Consider the following 24,945-nt stretch of genomic DNA (forward strand, 5'->3'; position numbering starts at 1 on the left):
TCGTTTGTTACCAGCTGGGAACCAAACGAACATTACGGGGTAACTCATGGTTATGCACGGGTAAGAAATAGGCGCGGGCAAAGACTAAACCAGCACGTACTCCTAAGAGCGGTACCATGACTTTTGCCAAGAGACCTCCGCGGGCTTTATACACATCCATTTTTTGGAATAAGGCCAACATGCGGTTCATGCACTCATAAAAACGGGGATCATCCAAGTTCAGGGAGATGGGGAATACCTGTTTAGTAATCTCATTGGTAATCCGCAAGACCTTTTTGTCATAGTCAGTAGGTGAGATTTGCATGGCTTTATATAGCTGTGGTCTTGAATGATCGCGGACATACATCGTGCTATAGACCGCTAAGCAGAAGAACCGAATCCAATACTTATTCAGCCCCGTTAACAAATGCGGGTTGGCCCGCATAATTAATGCAAATGCTTCGCCATGACGAAACTCATCGTTACACCATCTCTCAAACCATAAAAAGATCGGGTGAAAACGAAGTTCTGGTTTTTTCTCAAGCTCACGAAAGATCGTGATGTACCGTGCATACCCAATCTTCTCGGAAAGATAGGTCGCGTAGTAAATAAACTTGGGCCTGAAATACGTGTATTTTTTAGCCTTCGCCAAGAAACCAAGATCAATTCCGATATCAAAATCTTTTAACCACTGATTAATAAAGCCTGCGTGGCGCGACTCATCACGAGCCATATAGCCATAGAGCAGCTTCATATCCTCATTCTTCACCTTACGCTTGATCTCGGCGTACAAAATACATCCCGAGAACTCCGAGGTAATGGAACTAATTAAGAAATCAACAAACTCATCATAGAGTTCGGGATCCACATTGGAATAGTTCTTGCTCATATCAGCGGGCCGCTGAAAGTGATCTGAATTAATATCGGCCGCAAACTCAGCCATCAGCACATTCCACTCAGAACGTAAGGCATCAATATTGGTCCGATCCACTTCGGCAAAGTCGGTGGTATAAAACCGTGGACTCAACATCGCATCTTGTAATGCCTTTTTTGTTGAATCATTAATTTGTGGGGTTGCCGGAATCTGGTCTCGTAATAGGCTTTCTGCGGATTCCATATAGTTCTCCAATATCAACGTTGTTGGGTTTGATTTGCATCCGTCCGAAGCAGGCGTGCAAAATGCTGCGAATTAATAAGCCCAAAGGACTCCAAATCAATCATGCGGCCCGTGCTTGGATCAGCAAGGGTTAAGCGCCCATCTTGACGGGCAATTAATTCAAAGGGGGGCTCACTACTGATCTCGCGACGCTTGCGCTCTTGCGCCAAGGTCCGTAATGTTCCACGCACGAAGCCGGCCTCCCCGATAATCACATCGACTTGCTGCTTCGTTTGATAGTCGACTACTGCAATTGAGCCATCGGGACGATCTTCAAAGCGCAGTTGCTTGATGAGCGCTGCAGGTGCATCGGGATACCGCGCAATTTGTTGAGACTGCTGGATCACCCAGGCAACAAACACGGCTACTGCCCCGAGTGCGAGCACCAGAACCGTTGTTTTACTTAAGAGGGGTGATGATGAGCGGCTCATGTGCGCGATTGAGATACCTTTGCAATGGCCATGCCTTGTCCATAGGAGCTAGCGGGTAACTCGGGCTGACTGATGGGCTGAGAGCGAAGTTCAACTTGATTCATCGTTGCCCAGGTATCTGCAAATAATTTGGCTACCTTGGCACCGTCTGGTACGCAGCGCATCATGGGCTCGGGATGCGCTAGCTTCCAAGCGCGAGCATGGGGCCACAAATGCAAGAACGGGATTTTGTCGTCCGGATTGAGCTTGATGGGGATATCCGCACTGCCGTCTGGATAAATATGAACACCTGCTTGGGCTAAACGTTTGAGGGGTAAATTAAATGTAATCGTTAGCACAATCCCAATGCGCATCACTAGGCGCCGATTGGTTAGGGTGTACATCGTTGCATTGACCGACCAATAAGTGAGCAAGGCTAACAAGGTCAATGCGCAAAGCGATAATCCCAAAGCCCAGGCAAAGCCAGGCCATTCCTCAGCCCAACCGCCTGTAGAGCGACTAATCGCAATGATCTTGAGAAGCACCATGGCAGAAAAGTAGAGTGCAAACCATTGCAAATGTGCTGCGTGGAGTGCAAATGATTTGAGGTCTGGCTTTCCTTGCCAAAGAATGTGCTCGTTCTGAGGTAAAGGCTCGGGTAACCCGGGCTGTGCCTCGAACTCGTGCTCTGGGGATTGGTAGATCGTACTCATTCCAATTACACCAATGGCTCACTACGCTCAGGAGTGGCGTACAAGGTGCCCGCCCCAAAGTACGCCATGATTTTTTCTTCTTCGAGCAAGGTAATTTGCTCCATGCTCTTGGTCGCGGGTACTTTGGCAAAGTGTTTACCTAAGACCGCTTTCACAGATACCTGATTGCGACCGACCCGAGCAAAGTTCATGGGTAATAGCACACGGCGTTCGCCTGCTTCAGGGGTGGTCTCGAGCTCCAGATACCGAATCATCATCTCAAGACGATCAACCCAAATCTCTTTAATGGTTCCACCGCGCACACCATCGGCACCCACCACATTGAGACCACGCGGATCAATATCCTGTCTGGCCACACTAAAGTCACCCAGCAAACGCATTGGGACAATGCGAGGGCCACCCTCTGGCATGTGATCAGGCACATCAGCACGATTGGCATACGCACCTGGGCCAATACCATCGAGCATTGGGTTGCCCGTTGGCTCAATCGGTGCACCATTCATCCCATTAGCTGGTCGTGCAGCCAAACGCTCTAAAGGTTCATCACGGGGCACCGTGACATCGCCACCGAATTGGGTCTTAAAGGTTTTTGGCTTAGGCATCGCCGCAATGCCCTCGGCACGACGCACCTTACCGGCTTGATCGTACTCAAGCGGAAATCCCTCACGTTTACTCTCAATGGTGAGGTAATAAATGAGGATGGCAAAGAAAACCCAAAATGCATATAAGGCTAATTGCGCGACATCCACGTATTGTGTAATTGCTCCAGTTCCCATAACGTACTCCCCTCTTTAACAATGAATTAGCTTGGAAACTCTGCTAATCCAAACTTCGAATCTGACAGCGCTGGCTTTGGACGTTTCATCATGACCAAAGGTCCAATCGCAACTAAGGTTGCAAACAATAAAAACAGTTCAATGTGATAGACAAAGCTATATCCCGTTCCAGGTGAGACCAAAACGGATCCGAGCGACCCAGACACAGCCAAGGTCGAGACCACATCCCGAATCACCCCGCCAAGACCAATTGCTAGACCAGCTGCAGTAGCGCTTACTGCACCCCATGCACCAATGACCAGACCATTCATGCCTAAGGAATCAAAGCTCATGGCAGTTGCGAGGGTGCTAACGGCAAATAATCCGCCACCAAAACCAATCAAGAATGCGCCGACCCGAAATAAATTAGGCGCTAGTAATGGCTCAGAGAAGATGACACAGGTAAAGGCAAAGATCCCGCAGAGCGCCCCAATTGCAGCTAAACGATGTGAATCAATTTGACGATTTAAGACCTTGGCCGCCAACATGAATGCCAATAAGGCTCCGATCGAGGTCAAGCCGGTTAACAAGGTGGTGGCGCTCACCGATAAGTGAAGCACTTCGGCCCCATAAGGCTCTAAGATGATGTCTTGCATGCTAAAGGCGGCGGTTCCCATCCCTAACGCAACCAAGAATCGAATCACTTTGTCTTGCTTGGCAAATTGATTCCAAGACTCTTTAAAGCGAGTGATTGGCTCTTGGTTGAGCTGTTCCTTGGTCTTTGGTTGGCGTGCCTCTTGTTTCCACAGCGCCATCAGATTCAGTACCATCGTCAGGGCTGCAGCGCCCTGCACCACTTGAATCAAACGCAGTGGTGAAAAATGACTGAGTAGTAGTCCGAACAACACGCTGCTGAAGACCATACCGACCAGGAACATGACATACATGAGGGCCACAACTCGAGGGCGGGATTCCGTCGTTGCTAAATCAGAGGCGAGCGCCAAACCTGCAGTTTGAGTAATTTGCATCCCCGCGCCCACCAATAGAAATGCCAGTGCTGCAGCAACGTAACTAAACCAATGAGGCCAATTGGAATCGCCGGATAACAGAATTAGAGAGAATGGCATGATGGCAAGGCCGCCAAACTGCAACCAACTCCCCAGCCAAATATAGGGAACGCGCTTCCAACCCAAAAAAGAGCGGTGATGATCACTCTTAAATCCTACCAAGGCACGAAATGGAGAAAACAATAAAGGTAACGCTACCATCAGTGCAACTAGACTCGCGGGGACACCCATTTCGACAATCATCACGCGATTGAGGGTGCCAATCAGCATCACGGTCGCCATCCCCACCGATACTTGAAACAATGCTAAACGTAGCCATTTACTTAAAGGTAAATCCTTGGTTGCCACATCAGAAAATGGCATAAACCGTGGCGAGATTCGTCGCCAGGCAGAGAAAAGATTAAGGTTCATCACTCGCATCATCGACTTAGCACCATCGCCTGCGAAATATAAAACCCGCGTGCAATTTTTTGAGTCGCATCAATCTTCCAAGCACTCAGATTGGGCTCGTGTGTGATTAACTTCGCCAGGGTTTGCTCAGCAACCGGCTCAATAAAGGGTGCGCGATCACCACGTGGAAATAAACGTCCTACGGCAATCATGGTGGATAAAAATGGGTTCTTGGGCGCAAAAGTAAATGCAATGCGTTGCCGCGTCCGCTGCGCAAGTCCTGCAAGTGCCTTCGTAATATCGCGGCGATGGTAATGAATCATAGAGTCCATACAAACCACATGATCAAAGTCTCCCAAGGTGGGATCTAACATGTCGCCCGCAAAAAACTCGATTGAGCCTTGACCCAAGTCGGTCGGTAAGCGCTCGCGTGCCAATTCAATCAAGGTTGGCGAGATATCGGTGGCCATCACCTGTGCACCGCGCTTGGCTAACTCGACAGCGAGTGCACCGGTCCCGCAACCTGCATCTAGAACCCGCTGTCCATGAAGGTCGGCAGGCAAATAACTTAGAAGAACATTGCGCATCTCATCGCGCCCTGCCCGCACCGTTTTACGAATACCACTGACTGGTGCAGTGGACGTTAATTTTGCCCAGGCATCAAACGCAGTCCGATCAAAGTACTGCTGTAACTGACTGCGTTTTTCGAGATATGAATGCTCTTGCATGGCGATGCCCTAATTAATCAAATCCCAAAAGATCAAAAATGTCACGATCCTTCATGGGCACTGCTGGCAGAGGATCTGCACCAGCCCAGAGGGCTGCTGCTAAGCGGAGATACTCTTGCTGTACTTTGTCGAGCTCTGGCGATTGCTCCATCTCAAAGAGCGTTGATTTCTTTAAGCGACTGCGACGGATCACGTCCAAGTCTGGAAAATGCGCCATCGTTTTGAGGCCCACTTTTTCATTGAACTTATCAATCTGATCGGTACCGGCGCTGCGATTAGCAATCACGCCCCCTAAACGCACGTTATAGTTTTTGGCTTTAGCACCAATCGCTTGCACAATGCGATTCATCGCAAAGATGGAATCAAAATCATTGGCGGTCACAATCAGTGCGCGATCAGCATGTTGCAAGGGTGCCGCAAAGCCACCGCACACCACATCACCTAAGACATCAAAAATCACCACATCGGTGTCATCGAGTAAGTGATGTTCTTTGAGTAATTTGACCGTCTGTCCCACCACATACCCACCGCAGCCAGTTCCTGCTGGAGGACCGCCGGCTTCAACACACATGACACCGTTATAGCCTTCGTAGACAAAATCCTCGACGCGCAACTCTTCGGAATGAAAATCAACTTTCTCTAAGACATCAATCACGGTCGGCATTAATTTTTTGGTGAGCGTGAAGGTCGAGTCATGCTTTGGATCACAGCCAATCTGAATCACGCGCTTACCTAATTTGGAGAAGGCCACCGAGAGATTCGAGGAGGTAGTGCTCTTACCAATTCCGCCTTTGCCATAAACTGCAAAGACCTTCGCTTTTCCAATCTTTAAATTAGGATCAAGTTGGACCTGAACACTGCCCTCTCCGTCAGCTCGTCGTGATTTCATCTCACTTACGGGAATATTGACTACGTTCATAACATGGCTCCAGTGCGCTTAGCGTCCAAAATGGGCTTTTGCGTCATACAAAGTTTCTAAAGAAATCGTTGGTAAACCGCGTTCAATCGCAAAGCGCTCGGTATTACGTTTTGCTTTACCACGCACAAAGAATGGGATCTTATTGAGCTCTTTCTGTGCTTCTGGCTCCCACACACTGTCGGTCACTGGGGCGCCGTTAGCCACCGCCACCTCTGGAACCGGTGTAGGCTCAGACGCGACATTCGCCTCATTCGCGGAAGTGCGGTGATGCCCATGGCCCAAATGCGACGGGGCTGCGCCATCATGAAACTCAAAGTCCTCACGGAACATCCCAATCAAGTGCTCTTCTAAGCCCATCATTAATGGATGGACCCAGGTATCAAAGAGAACATTGGCTCCCTCAAATCCCATTTGTGGCGAGTAACGTGCTGGGAAGTCCTGCACATGAATTGGTGCTGAGATCACAGCGCATGGAATCTTGAGACGTTTTGCGATATGACGCTCCATCTGACTACCCAAGATCAACTCGGGCTGTAACTCGGTAATGCGTTGCTCGACCTCTAGGTAATCATCTGTAATCAAAGCTTCAATGCCATACTGGCTTGCTGCCTCTCGTACTTCCCTAGCTAACTCTCGGCTATAGGTACCAAGACCAACAACCTGGAAGCCCATTTCCTGCGATGCGACTTTTGCCGCTGCAATCGCATGGGTTGCGTCACCAAAAATGAAGACGCGTTTATTGGTTAAATAGGTTGAGTCAACCGACAAGGCGTACCAGCGAGCACGCGAGCGCTTAGTTAGCTCATCAATATCGCAATGGATTTGCGCAAGGGCGCACACCTCTTCGATAAAGGCGCGCGTTGCATTAAATCCGATCGGAATAGTTTTGGTACTGGGTTGACCAAAGTTTTTACTCAACCACTGGGCTGCACTATTGGCCACTTCAGGATAGAGCACCACGTTAAAGTCTGCCTCATGCAAGCGTGAAATATCTTCAGGTTTAGCTCCCAAAGGTGCAACCACGTTCACGCGTACACCAATCTGTCGCAGCAGCCTCCGAATCTCGACTAAATCATCGCGATGCCGAAATCCTAAGGCAGTTGGTCCCAAGATATTGCAACTTGGCGGCAATCCAGCGGCCCGTGGTTTGCGCTTCTCTCCAGGCGGTAAAACATAGTCTTTGCCTAGCATGCGCACCATTTGATAAAAAGTTTCTGCCGCACCCCAGTTCTCTTTCTTCTGGTAGGCAGGCAATTCCAATGGCAATACGGGAACCGATAATTGCAAGGCAGCTGCTAATCCACCTGGATCATCCTGAATTAACTCTGCGGTACACGACGCACCTACCATGAGTAGGTCGGGCTTAAAACGTGCATAGGCAGAACGCGCTGCATCTTTGAACAACTCAGCGGTATCGCCCCCAAGATCACGCGCCTGAAAGGTGGTGTAGGTCACCGGTGGGCGCTTGTTCATGCGCTCGATCATGGTGAAGAGCAAATCCGCGTAGGTATCGCCTTGCGGTGCATGCAAGACGTAATGCACACCCTCCATTGCGGTTGCGATACGCATTGCGCCGATGTGAGGAGGTCCTTCGTAGGTCCAGAGCGTTAATTTCATGAACTCTCCTAAGCCGCCAATTTGGTTCTGCGCACCAATGGCCGCGCAAAGAGCTCAGCCAGATCAGCCGCTTGATCAAATCCTTGAATCGGTGTGAACACCAATTCAATCGACCACTTCGTGGTTAGCCCCTCAGCCTCAAGTGGATTTGCCAAACCCAAGCCGCAAACCACCATGTCGGGGCGGTAACTACGGCAACGATCGAGTTGCTTCTCCACATCCTGCCCTTCCGATAAGCTCACTTCAGCTGGCAACAAAGCCAGCTCCTCCGCCAGATGTTGGCGGTGGATATAGGGCATCCCGATTTCAGTTAACTGCATGCCCAGTTCGCGGTGCAAGAATCTCGCTAGTGGGATTTCTAATTGCGAGTCTGGAAAGAAAAAGATTGAGCGGCCGTTGAGTACTTGCCGTTGGCGCTCAAGCGCCAAGTTTGCGCGTTGACGTTTGGGTGCGATGACTGTCTCAACATGATTTGGATCGATTCCAAATGCCTTCGCTGCGGCAGCAAACCAAGCTTCTGTACCTTCCACACCAAGTGGGAATGGAGCTGGAATCCGCTTTGCGCCCATATCATCGAGCACGCGGGCGGTATCGGTTAAGAATGGTTGCGCAAGCAAGTACCGAGTATTAGGACCTAGGCGAGGAATGTCGCCCGATCGTCTGGACGGAAAGAATGCATAGGATTCAACTCCTAATTCATTGAAGATTCGGGAGAACTGGTCCTCCACAATATCGGCCAAGCAACCAACGATCAATAGATCCACCTCTTCTTGCGGCGGATGATCTTGTGCATGCTGCGGAATTTCTTTGGCAAGCGCGGCAAGGCAAGCGTCTTCACCTTGTGTGAAGGTAGTTTCAATTCCACTACCCGAGTAATTGAGAATGCGCACGCGTGGCGTATACGTTTTACTTAAACGCTCAGCAGCGCGTGAGAGATCGAGCTTGATCACTTCGGATGGACACGAACCCACCAAGAAAAGCATTTTGATATCGGGTCTGCGGGTGAGGAGTTGATTAACTACCCGATCGAGCTCCTCATTGGCATCGGCGAGGCCTGCCAAATCATGATCATCAATAATCGCCGTAGCAAAACGTGGTTCTGCAAAAATCATCACTCCCGCAGCCGATTGCACCAAGTGTGCGCAGGTACGAGAGCCAACTACCAAGAAAAATGCATCCTGAATTTTGCGGTGCAGCCAAATGATGCCGGTTAAGCCACAAAACACTTCGCGTTGACCACGCTCTTTGAGGATTGCGCGGTCTGACGAGTCGCACGTATCGCTTGTGGGCTGCAAAGGAATCACGCGGTTCATGCCATCACCTGCTCTGTTCGTTGACTCGACTCTTGTAAACGAGCCTGACGCAGCTTCCACAAAAACTGGGCAGCATTAATCACATACGCCAAATAGGCCGATAAGGCCAATGCCATCAGTGCGCGAGGCTCTAAAAACCCAAACGTTAATGCGATTAAGTAAGCGGTGTGCAATGCCAAAACTAGCATGCTAAACACGTCTTCCCAATAAAAAGCGGGTGCAAAAAGATACTTACCGAATACCTCCTTCTCCCAAATGCTGCCGGTGATCATGATTGTGTAGAGAATCAATGTCTTGATCACGATCGAGACATTGGCGGCAAACTCGCCCTGCCCCGTGATTAAAAATCGAATCACGAAATACAGACTCACCAAGAAAATCACAAATTGCACGGGCGCCAAGATTCCCTGAACTAATGTCCATTTCGAACGATCGCGTCGGCTTCGCTCTTCGGGTGTATAAAGGGGGTGAATTTGATTTGCCATGTGCATTTTTCCTTACGCAGCCTGGCTCCTATATAAATATGTAAACCTAAGTTTACGCTTTTTTATGTAGACAAATCTAGGAATTAACCCTTATAAATGTCAAATTATTTTGACAGTTTAGGTTCCTAGTGGTAAACCTTATGGAAATTGGTCAAAAAAGGAAGGTTTTTGGCCTGGATTAGCCTATTTTTAGTTGGATTTCTAGGAAGAATTACCTGAAAAAAGGTGCTTGGAATGCAATAAATATTGCATCGCAACATATGTAAATGGCTTAGGGGTCAAGAGTGGATCAATTTAATCTACCGAGAAACGGTAATGAGGCATCAGAAGGCAAGGAAGGCCAAACATGGCACAGAAAACCACGCTTCAATACCCAGATTTCCAAGAAAGTGGATTCATCCACCTCCCATGAGCTCACCAATCTACTTAATAAAACCATCGAGGCACAAATTATTCCCCGCCTCCTAATGCAACATGGCCACAACCCCCCGGACGTTGATTCGGGGAAAGCTGGGGTGCCGATATCCAGCGATGAGGTCAAACACTTTGCTGAATTGCTCATTCATAGCTCGAACGATATTTGCCTTGGATATATTCAAGCCTTGCGTCTTGAAGGTCGAGACTTAAATGAGATCTATCTCGACTTAATTGCACCGGCAGCAAGGCGCTTAGGCTGTTATTGGGAACTGGATGAGCAGAGTTTTACAACCGTGACCCTCGCGCTAGGTCGAGTTCAGCGAATCATGCAAGAACTTAGTCCGGACTTTCGGAATAACGAAAGCGAATACAAAACCCTCTCAGGGAGAGCCTTGTTATTTGCAATGCCCCACTCGCAACACACCATGGGTGTGTTGATGTTGAGCGAATTCTTTATCCAAGCAGGCTGGGATGTCACGACAGTAGCCAACCCCTCTGGCGAGGAAATACTTACGCTTTGCCGTGAGCAAGCATTTGACATTGTGGGAATCTCAATTTCATATGAGCTGCAATGGGATGCCATGCAGGAATTGGTTCAAGCGATCCGCACATGTTCGGCTAACTCCCAAATTGGGATTATGGCCGGGGGTGCACTCTTTAATGCCAAGCCAGAATTAATGGATCGATGCGCTGCTGACATTTGCACCTTGAGCGCCCCAGATGCAGTGATTGCCGCTGAGAATATCTTAAAATCGCGTGTTTAAGAAAAACCAATAAAAGACCGAGATCGTGACCAACATTGCCAGCACCGCTCACACTTTTGGGCAACTCAACCCCGAAGAGATTGCCAATCTCGTCGAGGCTTCGGCAGACATCTCGCTCACCCTTAATTCAGCGGGTGTGATTCAGAGTATTGCATTTGGTAATCCCGATTTACGAAGTCCTAACCTAGAAAACTGGGTTGGTAAATCCTGGGTCGATGTGGTAACAGTAGAGAGTCGTCCGAAGATTCAGGCGCTCTTAACGGATGCCAATGAATCCTCCCTCTCGCGCTTTCGGCAAATTAATGTTGCGATGCCGGGCGCCAGTGATTTGCCCCTCCTCTGCGCAACGCTGAAAATTGGAAGCACGGGGCAGATTATTGCGCTCGCTCGTGATTTACGCGAGATCTCTCTCCTACAACAACGCTTAGTCGATGCACAGCAGGCGATTGAACGTGATTACACCCGCCTACGTCAGCTTGAAACGCGTTATCGCGTTTTATTTGAGATGGCTTCCGAGGCCGTATTGGTACTTGACGCAAATACGTTCAAGATTGTTGAGGCCAACCCTCGTGCTGCTGATTTGCTCAATGAATCGATTAAAAAGCTCAATGGTCGCTCCCTAATCGACTATTTAGCCAAGGGCGATCGCATTCAGGCGCAATCATTACTCAGTAAGGTTGCCTATACGAGCACTGCGGCTGACCTCAGCACTCAGCTTTTAAATGGCCAAGAGGCATTTTTATCGGCCGCTCCATTTCGCAATGAAAATCAATCCTTACTACTAATCACGATTAAGCGCTCAGGTGAATTTGTTGACCGTCAAGATGCAGGCGCCCAATCATTAGTGATCCAAGCGCTTGAGAATGCGCCCGATGGCTTTATCGTGACCAACTCAGCCGGAAAAATATTAACAGCCAATCAAGCCTTCTTGCGTCTGATCATGGCTGATAAGCTTGATCAAATCTTGAATGAGCCCCTTGAGCGCTGGCTTGAGCGTTCGAGTGTCGATTTACGCGTCATGCTCTCTAATCTTCAAGAAAAAGGATCCATTAAGTTATTTGCAACCTCGATTCGAGACTCGTTTGGTACTTTGCATCCGGTTGAGATTTCCGCGGTGTCGGTTGCTTACCCACATGCATGCTTAGGATTTACGATTCGTGAGGTTGGCTCACGCATTCGCTCAAAGATACAACCCGAAGAATCGATTACACGTTCGAGCGAAGAACTCACGCAACTGGTTGGTCGCTTACCCTTAAAAGAAATTATTAATGAGACCACCGATCTGATTGAGCAGCTTTGCATTAAAGCTGCGCTCGAGCTCACACGTGGCAATCGGGTCTCTGCTTCAGAGATGCTGGGCCTCTCACGGCAAAGTCTTTACATTAAGTTGCGTAAATACAATCTGAGCGATCAAAGCAAAGATAGCGACATCGAGGAATAAGATGTCTTCACAGGTAGCAGTCATGAGCTTGGTCAGCATCCAACCGCAAGCCAAACTCGCCGGCATTGCACGCCTGATGTTCAACCGATTTAGCAGCTATCGACCAAGTGGCTTGTTGTTCCAAAAGCATATGGGGTCTGGGAAAAATGCCGGGTTTTCGGTAAATCCCAGTGGAACCCATCAGGGTCTATTTAGCCTCTTTGATTCTTTGGAGCATGCAAATACATTTGTTCGTGAGTCGCCCTTGCTAAAGTGGTATCAAGACCACGCCCATGAACTATTTACCGTCAAGCTTCGTGCCTATTCAGTCAAAGGGCAATGGTCTGGTCATCAATTGAGCGAGTCCATTGCTCAACCGGGCTCGGGGCCAATCGCCTCACTCACGCGGGCATCGATTAAGCCTTCAAAAGCAGTATCGTTTTGGACCAAGGCACCACCCGCAGAAGTGGATTTATTGCATACCGATGGCTGCCTGATCTCTGCAGGTGTTGGTGAGGCGCCGATCCTTCGGCAGGCTACATTTACCATCTGGGAATCTCAAGCTGCCATGGATGCCTATGCCCGCTCTGGTGCGCACTTAGCAGCCATCAAATCAGCCATGCAAGGGCAATACTTTTCTGAATCGATGTTTGTACGCTTTCAGCCATTTGAGGCAACCGGAACTTGGAAAGGAAGAAGGCTTGCCTAAGTCCCTTGGTAATCAACCCATTGTGGTGATCGGTGGAGGCATCGGTGGCTTAGTGAGTGCTCTAGACCTTGCTTGCGCGGGTCTTGAGGTCATCGTGGTCGAGAAAGAACAACGGCTCGGGGGCAAGATTCGGCAAATTGACTGTGCCGGTCATGGAGTGGATTCTGGGCCTACGGTATTTACTATGCGCTGGGTCTTTGATGGCATCTTTGCTAATGCAGGCTCTCGACTGGAAGATGCGTTGCGGATTGAGCCACTCAAAATTTTAGCCCGCCACGCATGGAGCAAATCCGAGCGTTTAGATCTCTTTGCCAATCGTGATGAATCAGCGAAAGCAATTGAGAATTTTGCAGGTGCTGCGGAGGCACGGCGTTTCATTGACTTTTGTGAGCAAACCCGCAAACTCTATCGCGCCTTAGAAAAACCCTATCTGTTGTCGCAACGCCCCTCCATGATGGGCATGATGAGTGATTTAGGACCGACCGGCTCAAAAGCCCTTTATGAAATTGGTCTATTTAATGATCTTTGGAAAAGTTTAGGTCGATACTTTAAAGACCCGCGCTTGCATCAACTCTTTGGTCGCTATGCAACTTACTGCGGTTCCTCACCGTTTCAGGCGCCCGCGACCCTGATGCTCATCGCTGATGTGGAAATGCAAGGTGTATGGGCGGTGCAAGGTGGCATGATCGCCATTACGCAAGCACTCACTGATCTGGCGAGCGCCAAAGGGGTGCGCTTTATCTGCGGCGTGAACTGCGAAGAGATTTTGCAACGAAATCGCAAGATCTCAGGAGTGCGCTTAAGTAATGGTGAGACGATTCAAACGCAAGCCGTTATCTTTAATGGTGATGCCATGGCCCTGCAAACGGGATTACTCGGCGAGGCCAATCGCCAAGCGTCCCCAATCACGCAAACCACCCGCTCGCTATCCGCAATCACCTGGTCAATGTACGCAAAGCCAAAAGGTTTTCCTCTAATTCGGCACAACGTATTCTTTGACTCGGACTACGATAGTGAGTTCACGGATATCTTCTATCGCAAGCGTTTGCCACAAAAGCCAACGGTTTACATTTGCGCCCAAGATCAAACCGATCATCATCTTTCGCACCCCGATGGAGAGCGACTCTTGTGTTTAGTCAATGCGCCAGCCACTGGAGATCACCAACAACCCACCCTATCTGAGATTGAATCATGTCAAGAAAAATCCCTTTCCCTGCTCGAACATTGTGGCCTCAATCTCTCCTTAGCGGATGCAGCCGTGACGCGCACTACGCCACAGGACTTTCATCGTCTCTTTCCGGCAACGGGTGGGGCTCTTTATGGCCAAGCCAATCACGGCTGGATGGATACCTTTCGTCGGCCAGCAGCTCAAACAGCGATACCGGGTCTATATCTAACGGGGGGCAGCGCGCATCCGGGAGCGGGAGTACCCATGGCAGCCCTTTCGGGTCGTATGGCGGCCGCAACCCTGATGGGTCACCTCGGTTTGACCAGGCGGTCGGGTCGGGTGCTTATCTCTGGTGGTACGTCGACGCCTTAAGCGATGATGGTCAGCATGGTCTGGTCATGATTGCGTTTGTAGGAAGCGTGTTCTCCCCCTACTATGCATTAGCACGCCGTCGCCACGCCCAAGTCAATCCAGAAAACCATTGCGCGATTAATTTAGCGATCTATAGTCCGGGTAATAAACGCTGGACTATGACCGAGCGAAGTGCAGCGAGTATTTCTCGGAATCAAACCGAGTTTGTGATTGGACCCAGCAGCCTGCATTGGAATGGTGATCATTTGCGGGTTGATTTTGTGGAGCGGGCCGTTCCCTTTGGTCAACGCGTCCTTGGGCATTTCAAACTATACCCAAAGCAATTATTTAATTTCTCGACCCATCTGGATGATCAGCATAAGCATCGCTGGGGGCCATTAGCACCTAGCGCGCGCATCGAGGTTGAACTAGAGTCTCCCAAAATCAAGTGGCAAGGCAATGCCTATTTTGATTCCAATGAAGGAGATGAACCGATTGCAATTCCGTTTAAAGATTGGGATTGGTCACGTGCTCAGTTAAGTGGAGAGCGTACTGCTGTCATTTATGATGTTCGCCAACGTAATGGGGTGGAGCGAGTCTTAGGACTGATTTTTACTCCCGATGGACGCATTGAGCACTTTGAGCCCCCTCCCCGCCAAGCTCTACCCAAAACTGGTTGGCGGATTCAGAGGCAAATGCGTAACCCGAAAGATGCTCAACTAAAAATACTGGAAACCCTGGAAGACACTCCATTTTATGCGCGCTCGGTTCTCAGTAGCGAGCTACTCGGTGAGCAGGTCACTTCATTTCATGAGACGCTCGATGTTCCAAGACTCTCATCCTGGGCCGTACAGTTTATGCTTCCTTGGCGGATGCCGAGGGTTAGGTAAATAACGTTTATTAAGATACCTTAAGTTAATTTTTTGTATAAATCATCAAACTCTTTGATGCTAGCTGCAAAATGAACTATTGGATCCTCTTTTGATATTGTTGGTATTTTTTGATCTAAATACACGCTTAAGGCCTCATTCACAATGACTGACAAATCAACACTATTCTGCTTGGAAAGCGTATTGAGCTTGAATAGATTTTCAGGACTTAATTGAATAGAAATTTTTTTGCTTTGCTCATTATTCATGAGCAAAATTTTCTATAGTTATCGGGAAATGTCAATAAAGGTATTAGAACTAATTAGCCTGAAAGCGTTCGTGCGTACTTATTTCTGCCTCCCGCTTTCGCTCCTCAACGCGCTCGAGCAAATCAACAACCCAAGTCATTCGCTCGTAGATGGTTCCGCCGTAATGTCGAATATGCGGGGTTTTATTGACTGCCTCAATCAAGAACTGAATCGATGGATGCGCTTGGGGGTTAAAACGTCGGATCGAGAACTTCGCAATGATGGCTGATGTTGCATGCGTCAATAGGATCAGCTTGCGCTGCTTCGAGACCACGGCCCTGACCGACACGGAGTCAAGGTTAAGGCGCTCAACTTCACGCCCAATTTCGGCATAAATGAGGCGCGCTGCAGCAATCGCTGGGCGACAATCCCACGGTAAATCACTGATACCAATTTCAGCTTGGGTGTAGAGTTTGTCGGCCTCCTTGAGAAGCCGCGCCACTACGCGTGAGATTTCCTCATTAAATTGTGGGTTTGCTAACCACTCCTTGGGATCAAGCCCCTCTTCATGCATCCACTCAATGGGTAAATAGATCCTGCCGTTCATGGCATCTTCACCGACATCGCGTGCAATATTGGTTAACTGCATAGCAAGGCCAAGCTCACAAGCGCGTGCGACGGTCTCGGGCTCGCGTTTTCCCATGATCAAACACATCATGGCACCAACCGTGCCAGCGACTCGCGAGCAGTAATCGAGCAGTTCATCAAAGGTCTCGTAGGTACGGTATTGCGTATCCCAGGCATACCCCTCAATCAATGCGAGTGGTAATTCTTTAGGAATATCAAAGGCACGCACCACCTCTGCCAAAGCCCGATCTGCCGCTTCATCCATGGGCTGACCTAAGTAGATAGCATCCAATCGCTCTTGAAGCGTGATGATGGATTGCTCAGTTGCGTCCGCGGCATCAGCAATATCATCGGTGATCCGACAAAATGCATACAGTGCTGTAGCGGGATCGCGCACACGACTAGGCAATACGCGCGAGGCAGCAAAGAAGGATTTGGAGCCATCGCGCATGGTTTCTACACACTCATTGAGATCTTGGTCAAAACGTTTTGAGCTGCGGTTCATTGCGCATACCCCTTTGCCACATTAATTGGATGAGGAACCACGGACATTAAGGCCTTCGCCGACGACAAAACACCCGGAATTCCGGCGCCAGGATGGGTCCCAGCTCCCACCATGTAAAGTCCCTTTACATCCTCGCTGCGGTTATGGGGTCTAAACCACGCACTTTGCAATAAGAGTGGCTCAAAACCAAAGGCTGCACCTTTAACCGATAACAACCGATCCTGAAAATCCTGTGGGGTGGTACAAAACGAGGTGGTGACATGCTTTTGAAAGCCAGGTAATACCGATTGGTCGAGATACTCTGCAATGGCTTGGCGATAAGGCTCTGCGGTCTCTTGCCAGTTGGTACCACTATCAAGGTTCGGTACGGGAGACAAGACATAAAAGGTGTCATGACCTGCGGGGGCAAGACTTGGATCGGTCGCGGTCGGTCGGTGCAAGTAGAGACTGAAATCCTTTGCCAGCACTTTGCGCTTGAAGATATCTTCTAGCAACTCGCGATAACGCTTGCCTAGCAAAATCATATGGTGTGGTACATCCGGGTATTGCCGATTCGTTCCGAAGTACCAAACAAATAAACTCATTGAATATTTGCTACGTGCTACTTTTTTATCGGTCCAAACTTTGCGATGCTGAGGCTCGATTAATCTCTGATAGGTCCAGGCGGCATCGGCATTTGAAACTACGATATCTGCCGGCACAAAATTACCATCTGCCAACGTAATACCAACGGCTTTGCCATCACGTACTTCGATGCGCTTTACTTCTTGGTTGCATTGCACATCCACCCCTAAATCCGCCAATAAACGAACTAAGCCCTTAATCAAGGAGCCCGTTCCGCCCATGGCTGAGAACACGCCGTGTTTACGTTCCAAGGAATTAATGAGTGAATACACCGCAGTTACCGAGAATGGATTGCCGCCAATGAGCAGTGGATGAAAACTCATCACCTGCCGTAACTTGTCGTTCTTCAAATGCCGTGCAACGAGTGTGTAGATACTCTCCCAAGCCTTCATCTTCACCATCGATGGAAAGGCCTCGAATAAATCACTTAGGGAGTCAAAGGCGACATTACTAAGCTCTTTAAAGCCAAGCTGATAGCATTTCTCGGCCTCTGCTAGAAAGCGATCGTAGCCCGGCAAATCAGCTGGACTGAATTTAGCAACCTCATCGCGCATGCGCGCCAGATCACCCGTGTAATCAAAATGGCTGCCATCATCAAACCGAATCCGATAAAACGGATCCATTAGCCTTAGATCCACATCGTTTTCAAGTTTCTCGCCACACAACTCCCATAACTCCTCGAGTAAAAAGGGAGCCGTAATAATGGTGGGCCCGGCATCAAAGGTATAACCATCGCGCTCATGCACATAGGCTCGACCACCTGGCTTATCAAGCTTCTCGAATACCTTAACCCGATACCCTTTGTGAGAAAGCCGAATGGCTGCGGCTAAGCCACCAAAACCACTCCCAATCACCACCGCAATTGGGCGGTCATCACTGGGTAGGTAAGTTCGTTTGAGCATGGCTTCCTAATTTAGAAAAAAATGGCGCCACGAAGGACGCCATAAGTACCGGTTACATCATTCTTTACTTCATCGCAACAGTATTGCTCTTCTCAGCAGGCTTTGGTGCAACGCGCGGTGCGGGCGCGCCTGTTAAGAATGGGTAATCTTTGAGCATCGAAACACCATAAAGAGGCTTATAGGCTCCCTGGTGGCAAGTTGCGCAATTCGCTTTTGCCACATCACCCTCAGGTCCCAAACGATGGGGCGGGAATACATTAGTAATGGGCACCATGTAGTTGTTATTAATGTCACGTGCCATCCGAATGCCATACCATGCAGTCATGCGCTGCGGAGGGCTTTGCGACCACTCGGGCATTGCGCGGGTGTTATGACAATAGGCACAGTTCACACCTAAGGAGGTCGACATATGCACCATCAAGCCAAATACTTTCTCGGTATCCTGAATACTGTTCTTATTACCTGTCGGCAAAGCTGTAGGTCCATTCATACGAATGTTTTCAGCTTTTAATAAGTAAGGAGTAAATGGGTCGTATGGTAAATCCGACAGACCCACCGATGGTGCTGGTGTGTTTTGGCCATTCTTACCTGTTAAGAATCCACTGCCCTGAGGCTTAGCAGGATCGGTAAACCAAACGTTTTGTGGAATGTTGTTACCACGGTGGCAGGTATAGCAGGTCACCCCCGTATCCGCTACGTGCGATTTCCATTCGACGTTAATTCGTTGGGTCATCTGAATCATTTTGCGGGAGACAATTTTGGTATAGACCGAGTCTTCAGCAAAATTTGCAACGTTATGGCAGTAAGCACAGCCTTGCTCAGGCGCAACCCAACTGGTCATTGCTACCATGAAGTTCGTAAACTGAGCAACGCTCAGATTTCCTAAGACCTTGACGTTCTTATAGACGGCACCAGCTTTAGGACCATCCGCATCAGCAGGAATCGATACCGGCACCTGATTCTTTTCTGCCTGTGCCTCTAGCGTACGTGGGTTGTACACCATCGCCATACCAGTGCCACGGAAGCCGCTCTGTACGGAGTCCACCGGTGGGCGTTCACATGCCGTCAGAAATAATGTAGCTCCTGCCAGAGCAGCAATGCCCAATATGCGTTGAATTGAGTTCATGATTGCTCCTTATTTCGTAACAGGTGGAGGTGGCACAAATGTTGCTGCTGGATCCACTGTGGGAATACTGTAAATATCAGGGTATGCAGGTGCAACCCCATGCTTCACTGCCCACAAGTACCAGTTATCAACCACAGTACCCGTTAATAAAATTCCGATACCGCCGGTCAGTGGGACCAATACGGCAAACCACCAAGCCCAACGGTGGATGGACTCCATCGTGGCATTAAAGCCCATGGTCCATCTCCAAAATAGTCCGGCGCGCTCCGATGCAGTACCGCGATCCACAATTTGTTCAATCTCGCGCTCACCACCATAGCGACCAACCGCTAGGATGGTTGCGCCGTGCATGGCAAACAACAGCGCTGATCCATAGAGGAATGCAATGGAGAGCATATGGAATGGGTTGTAAAACAAATTACCGTAACGTAAAGAGAACGCGGCAGTCCAATCCAAGTGCGAGAAGATACCAAACGGCACGCCTTCACTCCAGCTGCCCACTAATAGCGGTCTAAAGAAGCCTAAGACGAGGAACAACCAAATTGCTGACAAGAAAGCCCAAGCAATATGGGTACCCATGCCAAGTGCAACCGCACGTCGGTAGGTTCGCCACCACCATAACAACACCGATGCAGTTAAGAATGCACCGGCCATCATCCACCAACCGCCTTCAGAGAGCGGCATGATGAAGTTCAGGCCATGCTTCGGCAAGGGCGGATCAAGCGATAGCCAAAAGAGTTGGCGCACAAACTGGATTGGATCCCAGTTCACCGAGGCCAACATATTCCAGCCAATGATCTGAAAGCCGATCATGCCAAAGAATAGTGAGGCAATCCCAATCGTTCCTAAATAAATAGGGCCAATCTGCGCATTTCCTAAACGGCCAAATAAATGGACCAAAAATGGTTTGCCGATACGTTCACGCTCATCCTTTCTGGGATTGAGTGGTGAGCCATGATGCGGTTCAGCAACCACCTGAACCTGGGTAAATAAATTTTGATAGTCCATATTCTTATCCCTCGATTCTTCTTATGACCAAATGGGGAGGTTTAACCACCAACCCCACCACTCTGGCCAACCACGAGTCCAAAATGGTCCACTAATCACAATGCAAACGGCACTCCAAAAAACGGCGGCTAGGGCCAAGAACAATCCAAGTCGGTGGATTCCTAGGGTACCGACGGAGTAGCCAATCAAATCCCGGAAAAATGTGTCTTCATGCTCGGGGGTTTTCACAAACTCGCCCTTTTGCGGATTAGTCGATGACAATACCAAGGCACCGTGCATGGCAAGTGCAAGGGTCGTGGTAAAGAACAAGGTGATCGCAATCATGTGCGCGGGGTTGTAGTGAAAGTGCAGGTATTGATAGCCGACGTTTGAGACCCAATCAAGGTGACTCAAGATGCCGTACGGGAAGCCATGACCCCAAGCGCCCATCAACACGGGACGAATTACAACCAGTGTGAAATAACCAAAGATCGCGACTGAGAAGGCAAATGGCACATGAAAGCCCATGCCTAATTTGCGACAGATCTCGACTTCACGAAGCGCCCATGACCCAAATGCGCCTAAGGCACAAATCGTAATTAACTGCCACAGCCCTCCCTCCATCAGCGGAGCGGGTGCTAGGCCGTATTTCAAATCGGGCGGGGCGATATTAATCTGCCACAAGTTCCAAGTTGGTCCTTGCGATGCGCCCCACAAAATGAGTGCAGTACCTAAAAAGGTAAAGAAGATCGTGGTGATACCAAAAAATCCGACATAAAAAGGGCCCGCCCAAAAGTCGAATAAATCTCCGCCAACCAGGGTTCCCCCTCGTACTCGGTACTTTCGTTCAAAGCTGAGCATGGCCATTTTTTAGTCCTTCCTTAAATTGGCAGATAAGACTCGATATGTAATCAAGCCCTATCCACCACGGTTTTCATGATGCGTACTACTTTGCTGCTGGTACTGCTGGTGGCTTAGCTGCTCCACTGTTACCAGTTTGTTTTACATACTCAGCCTGACTTAAACCATCAAGCCAATTAAAACGAACTGTGCTTAGCAGAATCAAATGAATCATTGCTGCTAAACCGAACAGGAAGATTCCTTGAATAGCCATAGCCCGTAATGGGTCATATAGTTTCCAAATTCTCCACATGGTATTTCTCCTAAGTTAAATACGACATAAAGCTATAAACCGCAGACCTTACGCCGTCGATCATTGACTTCTCTTCCGATCCTGGTAGCCAGGATCTCCACTGACCTGGTAAGAACACAGTAAAGAGCGCGAGTACAAAACACACCACAAAACACAAGACAAAAATCGTCTTGAACGTGATTGAATCGTTCTTAGCGATCTCTTGTACCGAGTGGTTTAAATGGATATCTTTCATATCGTTACCTTTACGTTGTTACTTCCGATTTCAGTAGAACCAAGGACGCCAAGCCCACACCAAAATGTGAGCAATGACCGCTATTGCAGTAAACCCGACCAAACCTTGGACATAAAACTGGTGAAATTCTTTCGCCTCGTCGTCGGTAAGACCAGAAATAGAGCCTCTGTGATCACTCATTCGAGATCCCTCCTTCAAAATTAGCCTTTCGGCTAGCACCGCGCAAAGCCCGCGCGACAAGGGCATATGGCATGGAACTGCCACATTGGGGATGGAGCAAAGTAGTCAGATTCATACTTTCTCCGATATGGGGTTGGGTACTTTCTCTTGCACAATCTCAGGACAAGACAGGCGCACGCGCTCTGCAGTGACTCGCGCTTCACCTGAGGATTCGGTATCGCGCTCGACGCGATCACGCAATTGCTTGGCTGCCGAGATTTGCACCAAGACCGGTTGCTTCTGAACATAATTGGCAACCATCGTTTGGGCGTCTGTATCCCATTGAAAGGCGTTTGCTGCTTGACCACGTGCCAAGGTGGAGTCCACCTTATCCATCTCGGTACCTAAAGGCAAGATATGGAACAGAGCGTCAAACAGCCCATTACAAAATTCTTGGATTAAATAGGTTGCGCCGGCGTATCCCATAAATGGAGTGCCGGTATGGCGCCGAATGATTGCGCCTGGAAACGATGCGGGGATATACATACCCTTACCACCCGCTTCGGCTAAATACATGCGTTCGTTATAACTTCCGAATAGCACTAAGGGTGCTTTCTCTTTGACTAACTTTCGAATTTCCTCGCTATCAGTTTTCTGACCAGGCTTACGAGAAATGGCAAAGCTGCAGGGCAGACCCATCTCCTCGCTCAAGAAATGAGAGATCCCGCGCGTGTAGGTCTCGTTTGCAACAATCGCAAAATTTGCGGTCCCAAAAAAGTCCTGCGTCACCGAGCGCCACAGATCCCAAATTGGCTTAATCGTGGTGTGCTTCTCACGCTCAATAAATGGCTCAGGATCCAGATCCAATAACTCGCCTAGTTTGCGCAAGAATTTGGTCGTGCTATGTAATCCGATCGGGGCTTGCAAATAGGGACGGTCTAAGGCTTCACACAGCATGCGACCAAACTCGCGGTACATGCAAATATTGACATCAGCTTCGACTAAACGCGACACATCGGCTAAGTGACTACCGAGTGGAAACACCATATTGATCTCAGCGCCAATTCCTTGGACCAAACGGCGGATCTCCGCCAAGTCGCTCGGCATATTAAACGTGCCATACGCAGGGCCAATAATATTGACACGTGGCTTCTCCCCTTCTTTGCGGGGTTTGCGGGCCGGCACATTCTTGATGCCATACTCTGACCATAACCAATACATGGCGCGATTAGCACACTGCCATTGGTCTTCATCAATCGTACGCGGTAAGAAGCGAGCAATGGCTGTACCTTCAGGTGTTACACCCCCACCAATCATCTCGGCGATTGATCCGGTCACCACCACTGCAGGTAAATCAGGATCTAAGGTGGCGTGAGCGCGTTTCATGGAACCCTCGGTCCCCTCACGTCCCAATTGTTCTTCCGCCAATCCAGTGACAACGATCGGTAACTCATGCGGTGGCAGTGCATCGGTGTAATGCAAGACCGAGGTAACAGGTAAGTTCTCACAACCGACCGGTCCGTCGATCACCACTTGCAACCCCTTGATGGCCGTAAACACATACACGGCTCCCCAATAGCCGCCAGCGCGATCGTGATCAATGACGTACATCAGATCATCTCCTCGGCTTTGCGTTTCTTAATCGCTTTTTCCAACTTGCGACGGGTCTCGGCTTTGAACTCAGGGCGATCTTTGGGAACACTTTCCCAAACGCCGGCATTGTGATTGGCACCAACCTCACCAAAGAAGACTTTCATCTCATCAAAGCGCGCTTGATTACCAATGGCGGCATTAATTACTTGCGCTAGCGATCCAGCGCCTGCAGGCCCCATTAAAGGACGAGCAGAAATGAGGTTTGTGAAATACAGACTGGGAATCGATGCTTGCTTTGCAGCTTGCACCACCGGTGTTGTGCCAATTGCCAAATCAGGCTGATACTCGGCCATCGCTGCTAAATCCTGCTCAAGTGATGCACGAAACTGCACCTGCACACCTTTGGCTTCCAACCACTCGCGATCGGCATCACTCCAGACGGTGCGTGGGCAGGCAGATCCCACATAACGGACATCCGCACCGCTCTCAATGAGCAAGCGCGCCACTAAAAGTTCGGAGCCTTCGTAGCCGCTTAAGGTAATGCGGCCATTAATCGGAGTTGCACCAAGGACGGCTTTAATTGCTGGCAAGATTTTATGTTTGGCCGCATTGATTCGGTCTTGCGGTGTATTAGTTACTTTGCCAATCGCTTCTAACCATGCAGCAGTTCCCTCGTAACCAACAGGCGCAGATCCAACGATGGGTCGGCCTGCCGCTTCAAACTCCCGAATGCTGGCTGTGTAAAACGGATGAATCGCTGCGACTGCTTTGCAATCGAGCGCTTGATATAGCTCGCGCCATTCGCGGGTTGGTACTGTGGCGCCCACTGCAAGATCCATGGGCTCCAACATCGCACCAATTACTGCGGGATCGGCTGGGAACATCTCACCCAAAAGCGTGATGGTCGGTTTTGTTTGCAAACCAGTACGCGGCGCTTGCACGGGACCAGCCATGATTTCGTGGCGAGCGTATTGCAACATGGCACCGGCTAATACATCTTTTGCCTCAGCATGGGTTGGCACACCAAAGCCTGGCACATCGATACCAATAATGCGTACGCCATTAATTTCTTTAGGCAGCAATTGCAGTGGTACACCACTGGCAGTCGGCACGCATAAATTTATGATGACGATCGCATCGTATTTACTGGGATCAGCCTGTTCATGCACCGAATCCCGAATATCTTCAAAGAGCTTTCCAGTGACCAAGGTCTCGGAGTTAAATGGCACATAGCCCACACTGCGACGCGCACCATAGAAATGCGATGTAAACGTTAAGCCGTATACACAGCAGGCAGAGCCCGACAGAATGGTGGCGGTACGACGCATACGTAAACCAACACGCAGAGATCCAAAGGCTGGACACATACTTTGCGGTTGATCGTGCGGCCCTTTGGGATAGTCTTGTGCATAGCGTTGTAATACTTCGGCTTTGCCTGCAGACTTTGCTGCATCCATCATTTGCTTTTCACCCGCATGGCATCCCACGCCATCCCCCTGGGATGGATCGTTGACCAACTGCTCTGGCACGATGGGAATGATGGGTTTACTCATGAA

General features: G+C 49.4%; 26 protein-coding genes. 5 read left to right on the top strand and 21 right to left on the bottom strand.

What is annotated here, in order from left to right; translation table 11 throughout:
* Positions 1 to 7: 7 nt before the first annotated feature.
* Genes acsF through bchF form a run of 10 tightly spaced genes read right to left on the bottom strand, consistent with a single transcriptional unit; the run spans position 8 to position 9,532 of the window.
* A complete protein-coding gene (gene acsF, locus AOC32_RS07240; RefSeq protein ID WP_108508819.1) occupies positions 8 to 1,096 on the bottom strand; it encodes a magnesium-protoporphyrin IX monomethyl ester (oxidative) cyclase in 1,089 nt (362 codons plus the stop codon).
* 14 nt (positions 1,097 to 1,110) lie between these two features.
* Positions 1,111 to 1,566 (bottom strand): photosynthetic complex assembly protein PuhC, encoded by a 456-nt coding sequence (gene puhC / locus AOC32_RS07245; RefSeq protein WP_108508820.1) that lies wholly within the window; start codon positions 1,564 to 1,566, stop codon positions 1,111 to 1,113.
* A complete protein-coding gene (gene puhB, locus AOC32_RS07250) occupies positions 1,563 to 2,258 on the bottom strand; it encodes a photosynthetic complex putative assembly protein PuhB (protein WP_108508821.1) in 696 nt (231 codons plus the stop codon). Before puhB ends, puhC begins: the two co-directional genes overlap by 4 nt.
* A gap of 5 nt (positions 2,259 to 2,263) precedes the next feature.
* Positions 2,264 to 3,034: a photosynthetic reaction center subunit H gene (puhA, locus tag AOC32_RS07255; RefSeq protein WP_108508822.1), complete on the bottom strand. Its 771-nt coding sequence runs from the start codon at positions 3,032 to 3,034 to the stop codon at positions 2,264 to 2,266.
* 26 nt (positions 3,035 to 3,060) lie between these two features.
* Complete coding sequence (locus AOC32_RS07260) at positions 3,061 to 4,491, bottom strand: BCD family MFS transporter (protein ID WP_234409726.1); 1,431 nt, start codon at positions 4,489 to 4,491, stop codon at positions 3,061 to 3,063.
* 8 nt (positions 4,492 to 4,499) lie between these two features.
* A complete protein-coding gene (bchM, locus tag AOC32_RS07265) occupies positions 4,500 to 5,198 on the bottom strand; it encodes a magnesium protoporphyrin IX methyltransferase (RefSeq protein ID WP_108508823.1) in 699 nt (232 codons plus the stop codon).
* Positions 5,199 to 5,211: 13 nt separating this feature from the next.
* Positions 5,212 to 6,117 (bottom strand): ferredoxin:protochlorophyllide reductase (ATP-dependent) iron-sulfur ATP-binding protein, encoded by a 906-nt coding sequence (bchL, locus tag AOC32_RS07270; RefSeq protein ID WP_108508824.1) that lies wholly within the window; start codon positions 6,115 to 6,117, stop codon positions 5,212 to 5,214.
* A gap of 18 nt (positions 6,118 to 6,135) precedes the next feature.
* Entirely contained in the window at positions 6,136 to 7,734 is a 1,599-nt protein-coding gene (gene bchB, locus AOC32_RS07275) for a ferredoxin:protochlorophyllide reductase (ATP-dependent) subunit B (RefSeq protein ID WP_108508825.1), read from the bottom strand.
* Positions 7,735 to 7,742: 8 nt separating this feature from the next.
* Positions 7,743 to 9,047 (bottom strand): ferredoxin:protochlorophyllide reductase (ATP-dependent) subunit N, encoded by a 1,305-nt coding sequence (locus AOC32_RS07280; RefSeq protein WP_108508826.1) that lies wholly within the window; start codon positions 9,045 to 9,047, stop codon positions 7,743 to 7,745.
* Positions 9,044 to 9,532 (bottom strand): 2-vinyl bacteriochlorophyllide hydratase, encoded by a 489-nt coding sequence (gene bchF, locus AOC32_RS07285; protein WP_108508827.1) that lies wholly within the window; start codon positions 9,530 to 9,532, stop codon positions 9,044 to 9,046. The genes AOC32_RS07280 and bchF overlap by 4 nt, the downstream gene beginning before the upstream one ends.
* 284 nt (positions 9,533 to 9,816) lie before the next feature.
* Here bchF and AOC32_RS07290 point away from each other — a divergent pair, with 284 nt between their 5' ends.
* Genes AOC32_RS07290 through AOC32_RS07310 form a run of 5 tightly spaced genes read left to right on the top strand, consistent with a single transcriptional unit; the run spans position 9,817 to position 15,251 of the window.
* Positions 9,817 to 10,713, top strand: coding sequence for a cobalamin B12-binding domain-containing protein (locus AOC32_RS07290; protein WP_108508828.1), 897 nt, complete (start codon positions 9,817 to 9,819; stop codon positions 10,711 to 10,713).
* Between the two features lie 25 nt (positions 10,714 to 10,738).
* Positions 10,739 to 12,154 (top strand): transcriptional regulator PpsR, encoded by a 1,416-nt coding sequence (gene ppsR, locus AOC32_RS07295; RefSeq protein ID WP_159074919.1) that lies wholly within the window; start codon positions 10,739 to 10,741, stop codon positions 12,152 to 12,154.
* A 1-nt stretch (position 12,155) separates the two neighbouring features.
* Positions 12,156 to 12,842 (top strand): spheroidene monooxygenase, encoded by a 687-nt coding sequence (locus AOC32_RS07300; RefSeq protein ID WP_108508830.1) that lies wholly within the window; start codon positions 12,156 to 12,158, stop codon positions 12,840 to 12,842.
* A complete protein-coding gene (gene crtD / locus AOC32_RS07305) occupies positions 12,835 to 14,382 on the top strand; it encodes a 1-hydroxycarotenoid 3,4-desaturase CrtD (RefSeq protein ID WP_108508831.1) in 1,548 nt (515 codons plus the stop codon). The genes AOC32_RS07300 and crtD overlap by 8 nt, the downstream gene beginning before the upstream one ends.
* Before the next feature lie 26 nt (positions 14,383 to 14,408).
* Complete coding sequence (locus AOC32_RS07310) at positions 14,409 to 15,251, top strand: carotenoid 1,2-hydratase (protein ID WP_108508832.1); 843 nt, start codon at positions 14,409 to 14,411, stop codon at positions 15,249 to 15,251.
* Positions 15,252 to 15,271: 20 nt separating this feature from the next.
* On the opposite strand, the gene AOC32_RS07315 is transcribed toward AOC32_RS07310, so the two are convergent.
* The 11 genes from AOC32_RS07315 to bchY form a co-directional block, all read right to left on the bottom strand.
* Positions 15,272 to 15,499 carry a hypothetical protein gene (locus tag AOC32_RS07315; protein WP_108508833.1) on the bottom strand — a complete coding sequence of 76 codons (228 nt, stop codon included), beginning with the start codon at positions 15,497 to 15,499 and terminating at the stop codon, positions 15,272 to 15,274.
* Positions 15,500 to 15,548: 49 nt separating this feature from the next.
* Positions 15,549 to 16,610, bottom strand: a complete 1,062-nt coding sequence (locus tag AOC32_RS07320; protein ID WP_108508834.1) for a phytoene/squalene synthase family protein — start codon at positions 16,608 to 16,610, stop codon at positions 15,549 to 15,551.
* Positions 16,607 to 18,136 carry a phytoene desaturase gene (locus AOC32_RS07325; RefSeq protein WP_108508835.1) on the bottom strand — a complete coding sequence of 510 codons (1,530 nt, stop codon included), beginning with the start codon at positions 18,134 to 18,136 and terminating at the stop codon, positions 16,607 to 16,609. The genes AOC32_RS07320 and AOC32_RS07325 overlap by 4 nt, the downstream gene beginning before the upstream one ends.
* Before the next feature lie 64 nt (positions 18,137 to 18,200).
* Entirely contained in the window at positions 18,201 to 19,262 is a 1,062-nt protein-coding gene (pufC, locus tag AOC32_RS07330) for a photosynthetic reaction center cytochrome PufC (protein WP_108508836.1), read from the bottom strand.
* A 9-nt stretch (positions 19,263 to 19,271) separates the two neighbouring features.
* Positions 19,272 to 20,270: a photosynthetic reaction center subunit M gene (pufM, locus tag AOC32_RS07335; RefSeq protein ID WP_108508837.1), complete on the bottom strand. Its 999-nt coding sequence runs from the start codon at positions 20,268 to 20,270 to the stop codon at positions 19,272 to 19,274.
* Between the two features lie 21 nt (positions 20,271 to 20,291).
* On the bottom strand, positions 20,292 to 21,116 hold the full coding sequence (pufL, locus tag AOC32_RS07340) for a photosynthetic reaction center subunit L (protein ID WP_108508838.1): 825 nt from the start codon (positions 21,114 to 21,116) through the stop codon (positions 20,292 to 20,294).
* Between the two features lie 79 nt (positions 21,117 to 21,195).
* Positions 21,196 to 21,402, bottom strand: coding sequence for a light-harvesting antenna LH1, alpha subunit (gene pufA / locus AOC32_RS07345; protein ID WP_108508839.1), 207 nt, complete (start codon positions 21,400 to 21,402; stop codon positions 21,196 to 21,198).
* A 10-nt stretch (positions 21,403 to 21,412) separates the two neighbouring features.
* Complete coding sequence (locus AOC32_RS07350) at positions 21,413 to 21,637, bottom strand: hypothetical protein (RefSeq protein WP_199908496.1); 225 nt, start codon at positions 21,635 to 21,637, stop codon at positions 21,413 to 21,415.
* Between the two features lie 30 nt (positions 21,638 to 21,667).
* The gene (gene pufB, locus AOC32_RS07355) at positions 21,668 to 21,817 is read right to left on the bottom strand and encodes a light-harvesting antenna LH1, beta subunit (RefSeq protein ID WP_108508840.1); all 150 of its coding nucleotides are present in this window, start codon (positions 21,815 to 21,817) and stop codon (positions 21,668 to 21,670) included.
* A 111-nt stretch (positions 21,818 to 21,928) separates the two neighbouring features.
* Complete coding sequence (bchZ, locus tag AOC32_RS07360; protein ID WP_108508841.1) at positions 21,929 to 23,407, bottom strand: chlorophyllide a reductase subunit Z; 1,479 nt, start codon at positions 23,405 to 23,407, stop codon at positions 21,929 to 21,931.
* A complete protein-coding gene (gene bchY / locus AOC32_RS07365; protein ID WP_108508842.1) occupies positions 23,407 to 24,942 on the bottom strand; it encodes a chlorophyllide a reductase subunit Y in 1,536 nt (511 codons plus the stop codon). The genes bchZ and bchY overlap by 1 nt, the downstream gene beginning before the upstream one ends.
* Between the last annotated feature and the right edge of the window lie 3 nt (positions 24,943 to 24,945).

The sequence above is a fragment of the Polynucleobacter acidiphobus genome (assembly GCF_003065385.1).
Classification (GTDB): domain Bacteria; phylum Pseudomonadota; class Gammaproteobacteria; order Burkholderiales; family Burkholderiaceae; genus Polynucleobacter; species Polynucleobacter acidiphobus.

What these genes read in the sequence shown, in the direction of transcription:
- AOC32_RS07350 (WP_199908496.1), bottom strand. Translation starts at nt 21,637, where the DNA reads ATGAAAGATATCCATTTAAACCACTCGGTACAAGAGATCGCTAAGAAC.
- acsF (WP_108508819.1), bottom strand. Translation starts at nt 1,096, where the DNA reads ATGGAATCCGCAGAAAGCCTATTACGAGACCAGATTCCGGCAACCCCA.
- AOC32_RS07310 (WP_108508832.1), top strand. Translation starts at nt 14,409, where the DNA reads ATGATTGCGTTTGTAGGAAGCGTGTTCTCCCCCTACTATGCATTAGCA.
- AOC32_RS07280 (WP_108508826.1), bottom strand. Translation starts at nt 9,047, where the DNA reads ATGAACCGCGTGATTCCTTTGCAGCCCACAAGCGATACGTGCGACTCG.
- bchL (WP_108508824.1), bottom strand. Translation starts at nt 6,117, where the DNA reads ATGAACGTAGTCAATATTCCCGTAAGTGAGATGAAATCACGACGAGCT.
- pufB (WP_108508840.1), bottom strand. Translation starts at nt 21,817, where the DNA reads ATGAGTGATCACAGAGGCTCTATTTCTGGTCTTACCGACGACGAGGCG.
- bchY (WP_108508842.1), bottom strand. Translation starts at nt 24,942, where the DNA reads ATGAGTAAACCCATCATTCCCATCGTGCCAGAGCAGTTGGTCAACGAT.
- bchF (WP_108508827.1), bottom strand. Translation starts at nt 9,532, where the DNA reads ATGGCAAATCAAATTCACCCCCTTTATACACCCGAAGAGCGAAGCCGA.
- pufA (WP_108508839.1), bottom strand. Translation starts at nt 21,402, where the DNA reads ATGTGGAGAATTTGGAAACTATATGACCCATTACGGGCTATGGCTATT.
- AOC32_RS07320 (WP_108508834.1), bottom strand. Translation starts at nt 16,610, where the DNA reads ATGAACCGCAGCTCAAAACGTTTTGACCAAGATCTCAATGAGTGTGTA.
- pufM (WP_108508837.1), bottom strand. Translation starts at nt 20,270, where the DNA reads ATGGACTATCAAAATTTATTTACCCAGGTTCAGGTGGTTGCTGAACCG.
- bchZ (WP_108508841.1), bottom strand. Translation starts at nt 23,407, where the DNA reads ATGTACGTCATTGATCACGATCGCGCTGGCGGCTATTGGGGAGCCGTG.
- AOC32_RS07315 (WP_108508833.1), bottom strand. Translation starts at nt 15,499, where the DNA reads ATGAATAATGAGCAAAGCAAAAAAATTTCTATTCAATTAAGTCCTGAA.
- AOC32_RS07300 (WP_108508830.1), top strand. Translation starts at nt 12,156, where the DNA reads ATGTCTTCACAGGTAGCAGTCATGAGCTTGGTCAGCATCCAACCGCAA.
- puhA (WP_108508822.1), bottom strand. Translation starts at nt 3,034, where the DNA reads ATGGGAACTGGAGCAATTACACAATACGTGGATGTCGCGCAATTAGCC.
- AOC32_RS07325 (WP_108508835.1), bottom strand. Translation starts at nt 18,136, where the DNA reads ATGCTCAAACGAACTTACCTACCCAGTGATGACCGCCCAATTGCGGTG.
- bchB (WP_108508825.1), bottom strand. Translation starts at nt 7,734, where the DNA reads ATGAAATTAACGCTCTGGACCTACGAAGGACCTCCTCACATCGGCGCA.
- puhC (WP_108508820.1), bottom strand. Translation starts at nt 1,566, where the DNA reads ATGAGCCGCTCATCATCACCCCTCTTAAGTAAAACAACGGTTCTGGTG.
- AOC32_RS07260 (WP_234409726.1), bottom strand. Translation starts at nt 4,491, where the DNA reads ATGAACCTTAATCTTTTCTCTGCCTGGCGACGAATCTCGCCACGGTTT.
- pufL (WP_108508838.1), bottom strand. Translation starts at nt 21,116, where the DNA reads ATGGCCATGCTCAGCTTTGAACGAAAGTACCGAGTACGAGGGGGAACC.
- puhB (WP_108508821.1), bottom strand. Translation starts at nt 2,258, where the DNA reads ATGAGTACGATCTACCAATCCCCAGAGCACGAGTTCGAGGCACAGCCC.
- bchM (WP_108508823.1), bottom strand. Translation starts at nt 5,198, where the DNA reads ATGCAAGAGCATTCATATCTCGAAAAACGCAGTCAGTTACAGCAGTAC.
- pufC (WP_108508836.1), bottom strand. Translation starts at nt 19,262, where the DNA reads ATGAACTCAATTCAACGCATATTGGGCATTGCTGCTCTGGCAGGAGCT.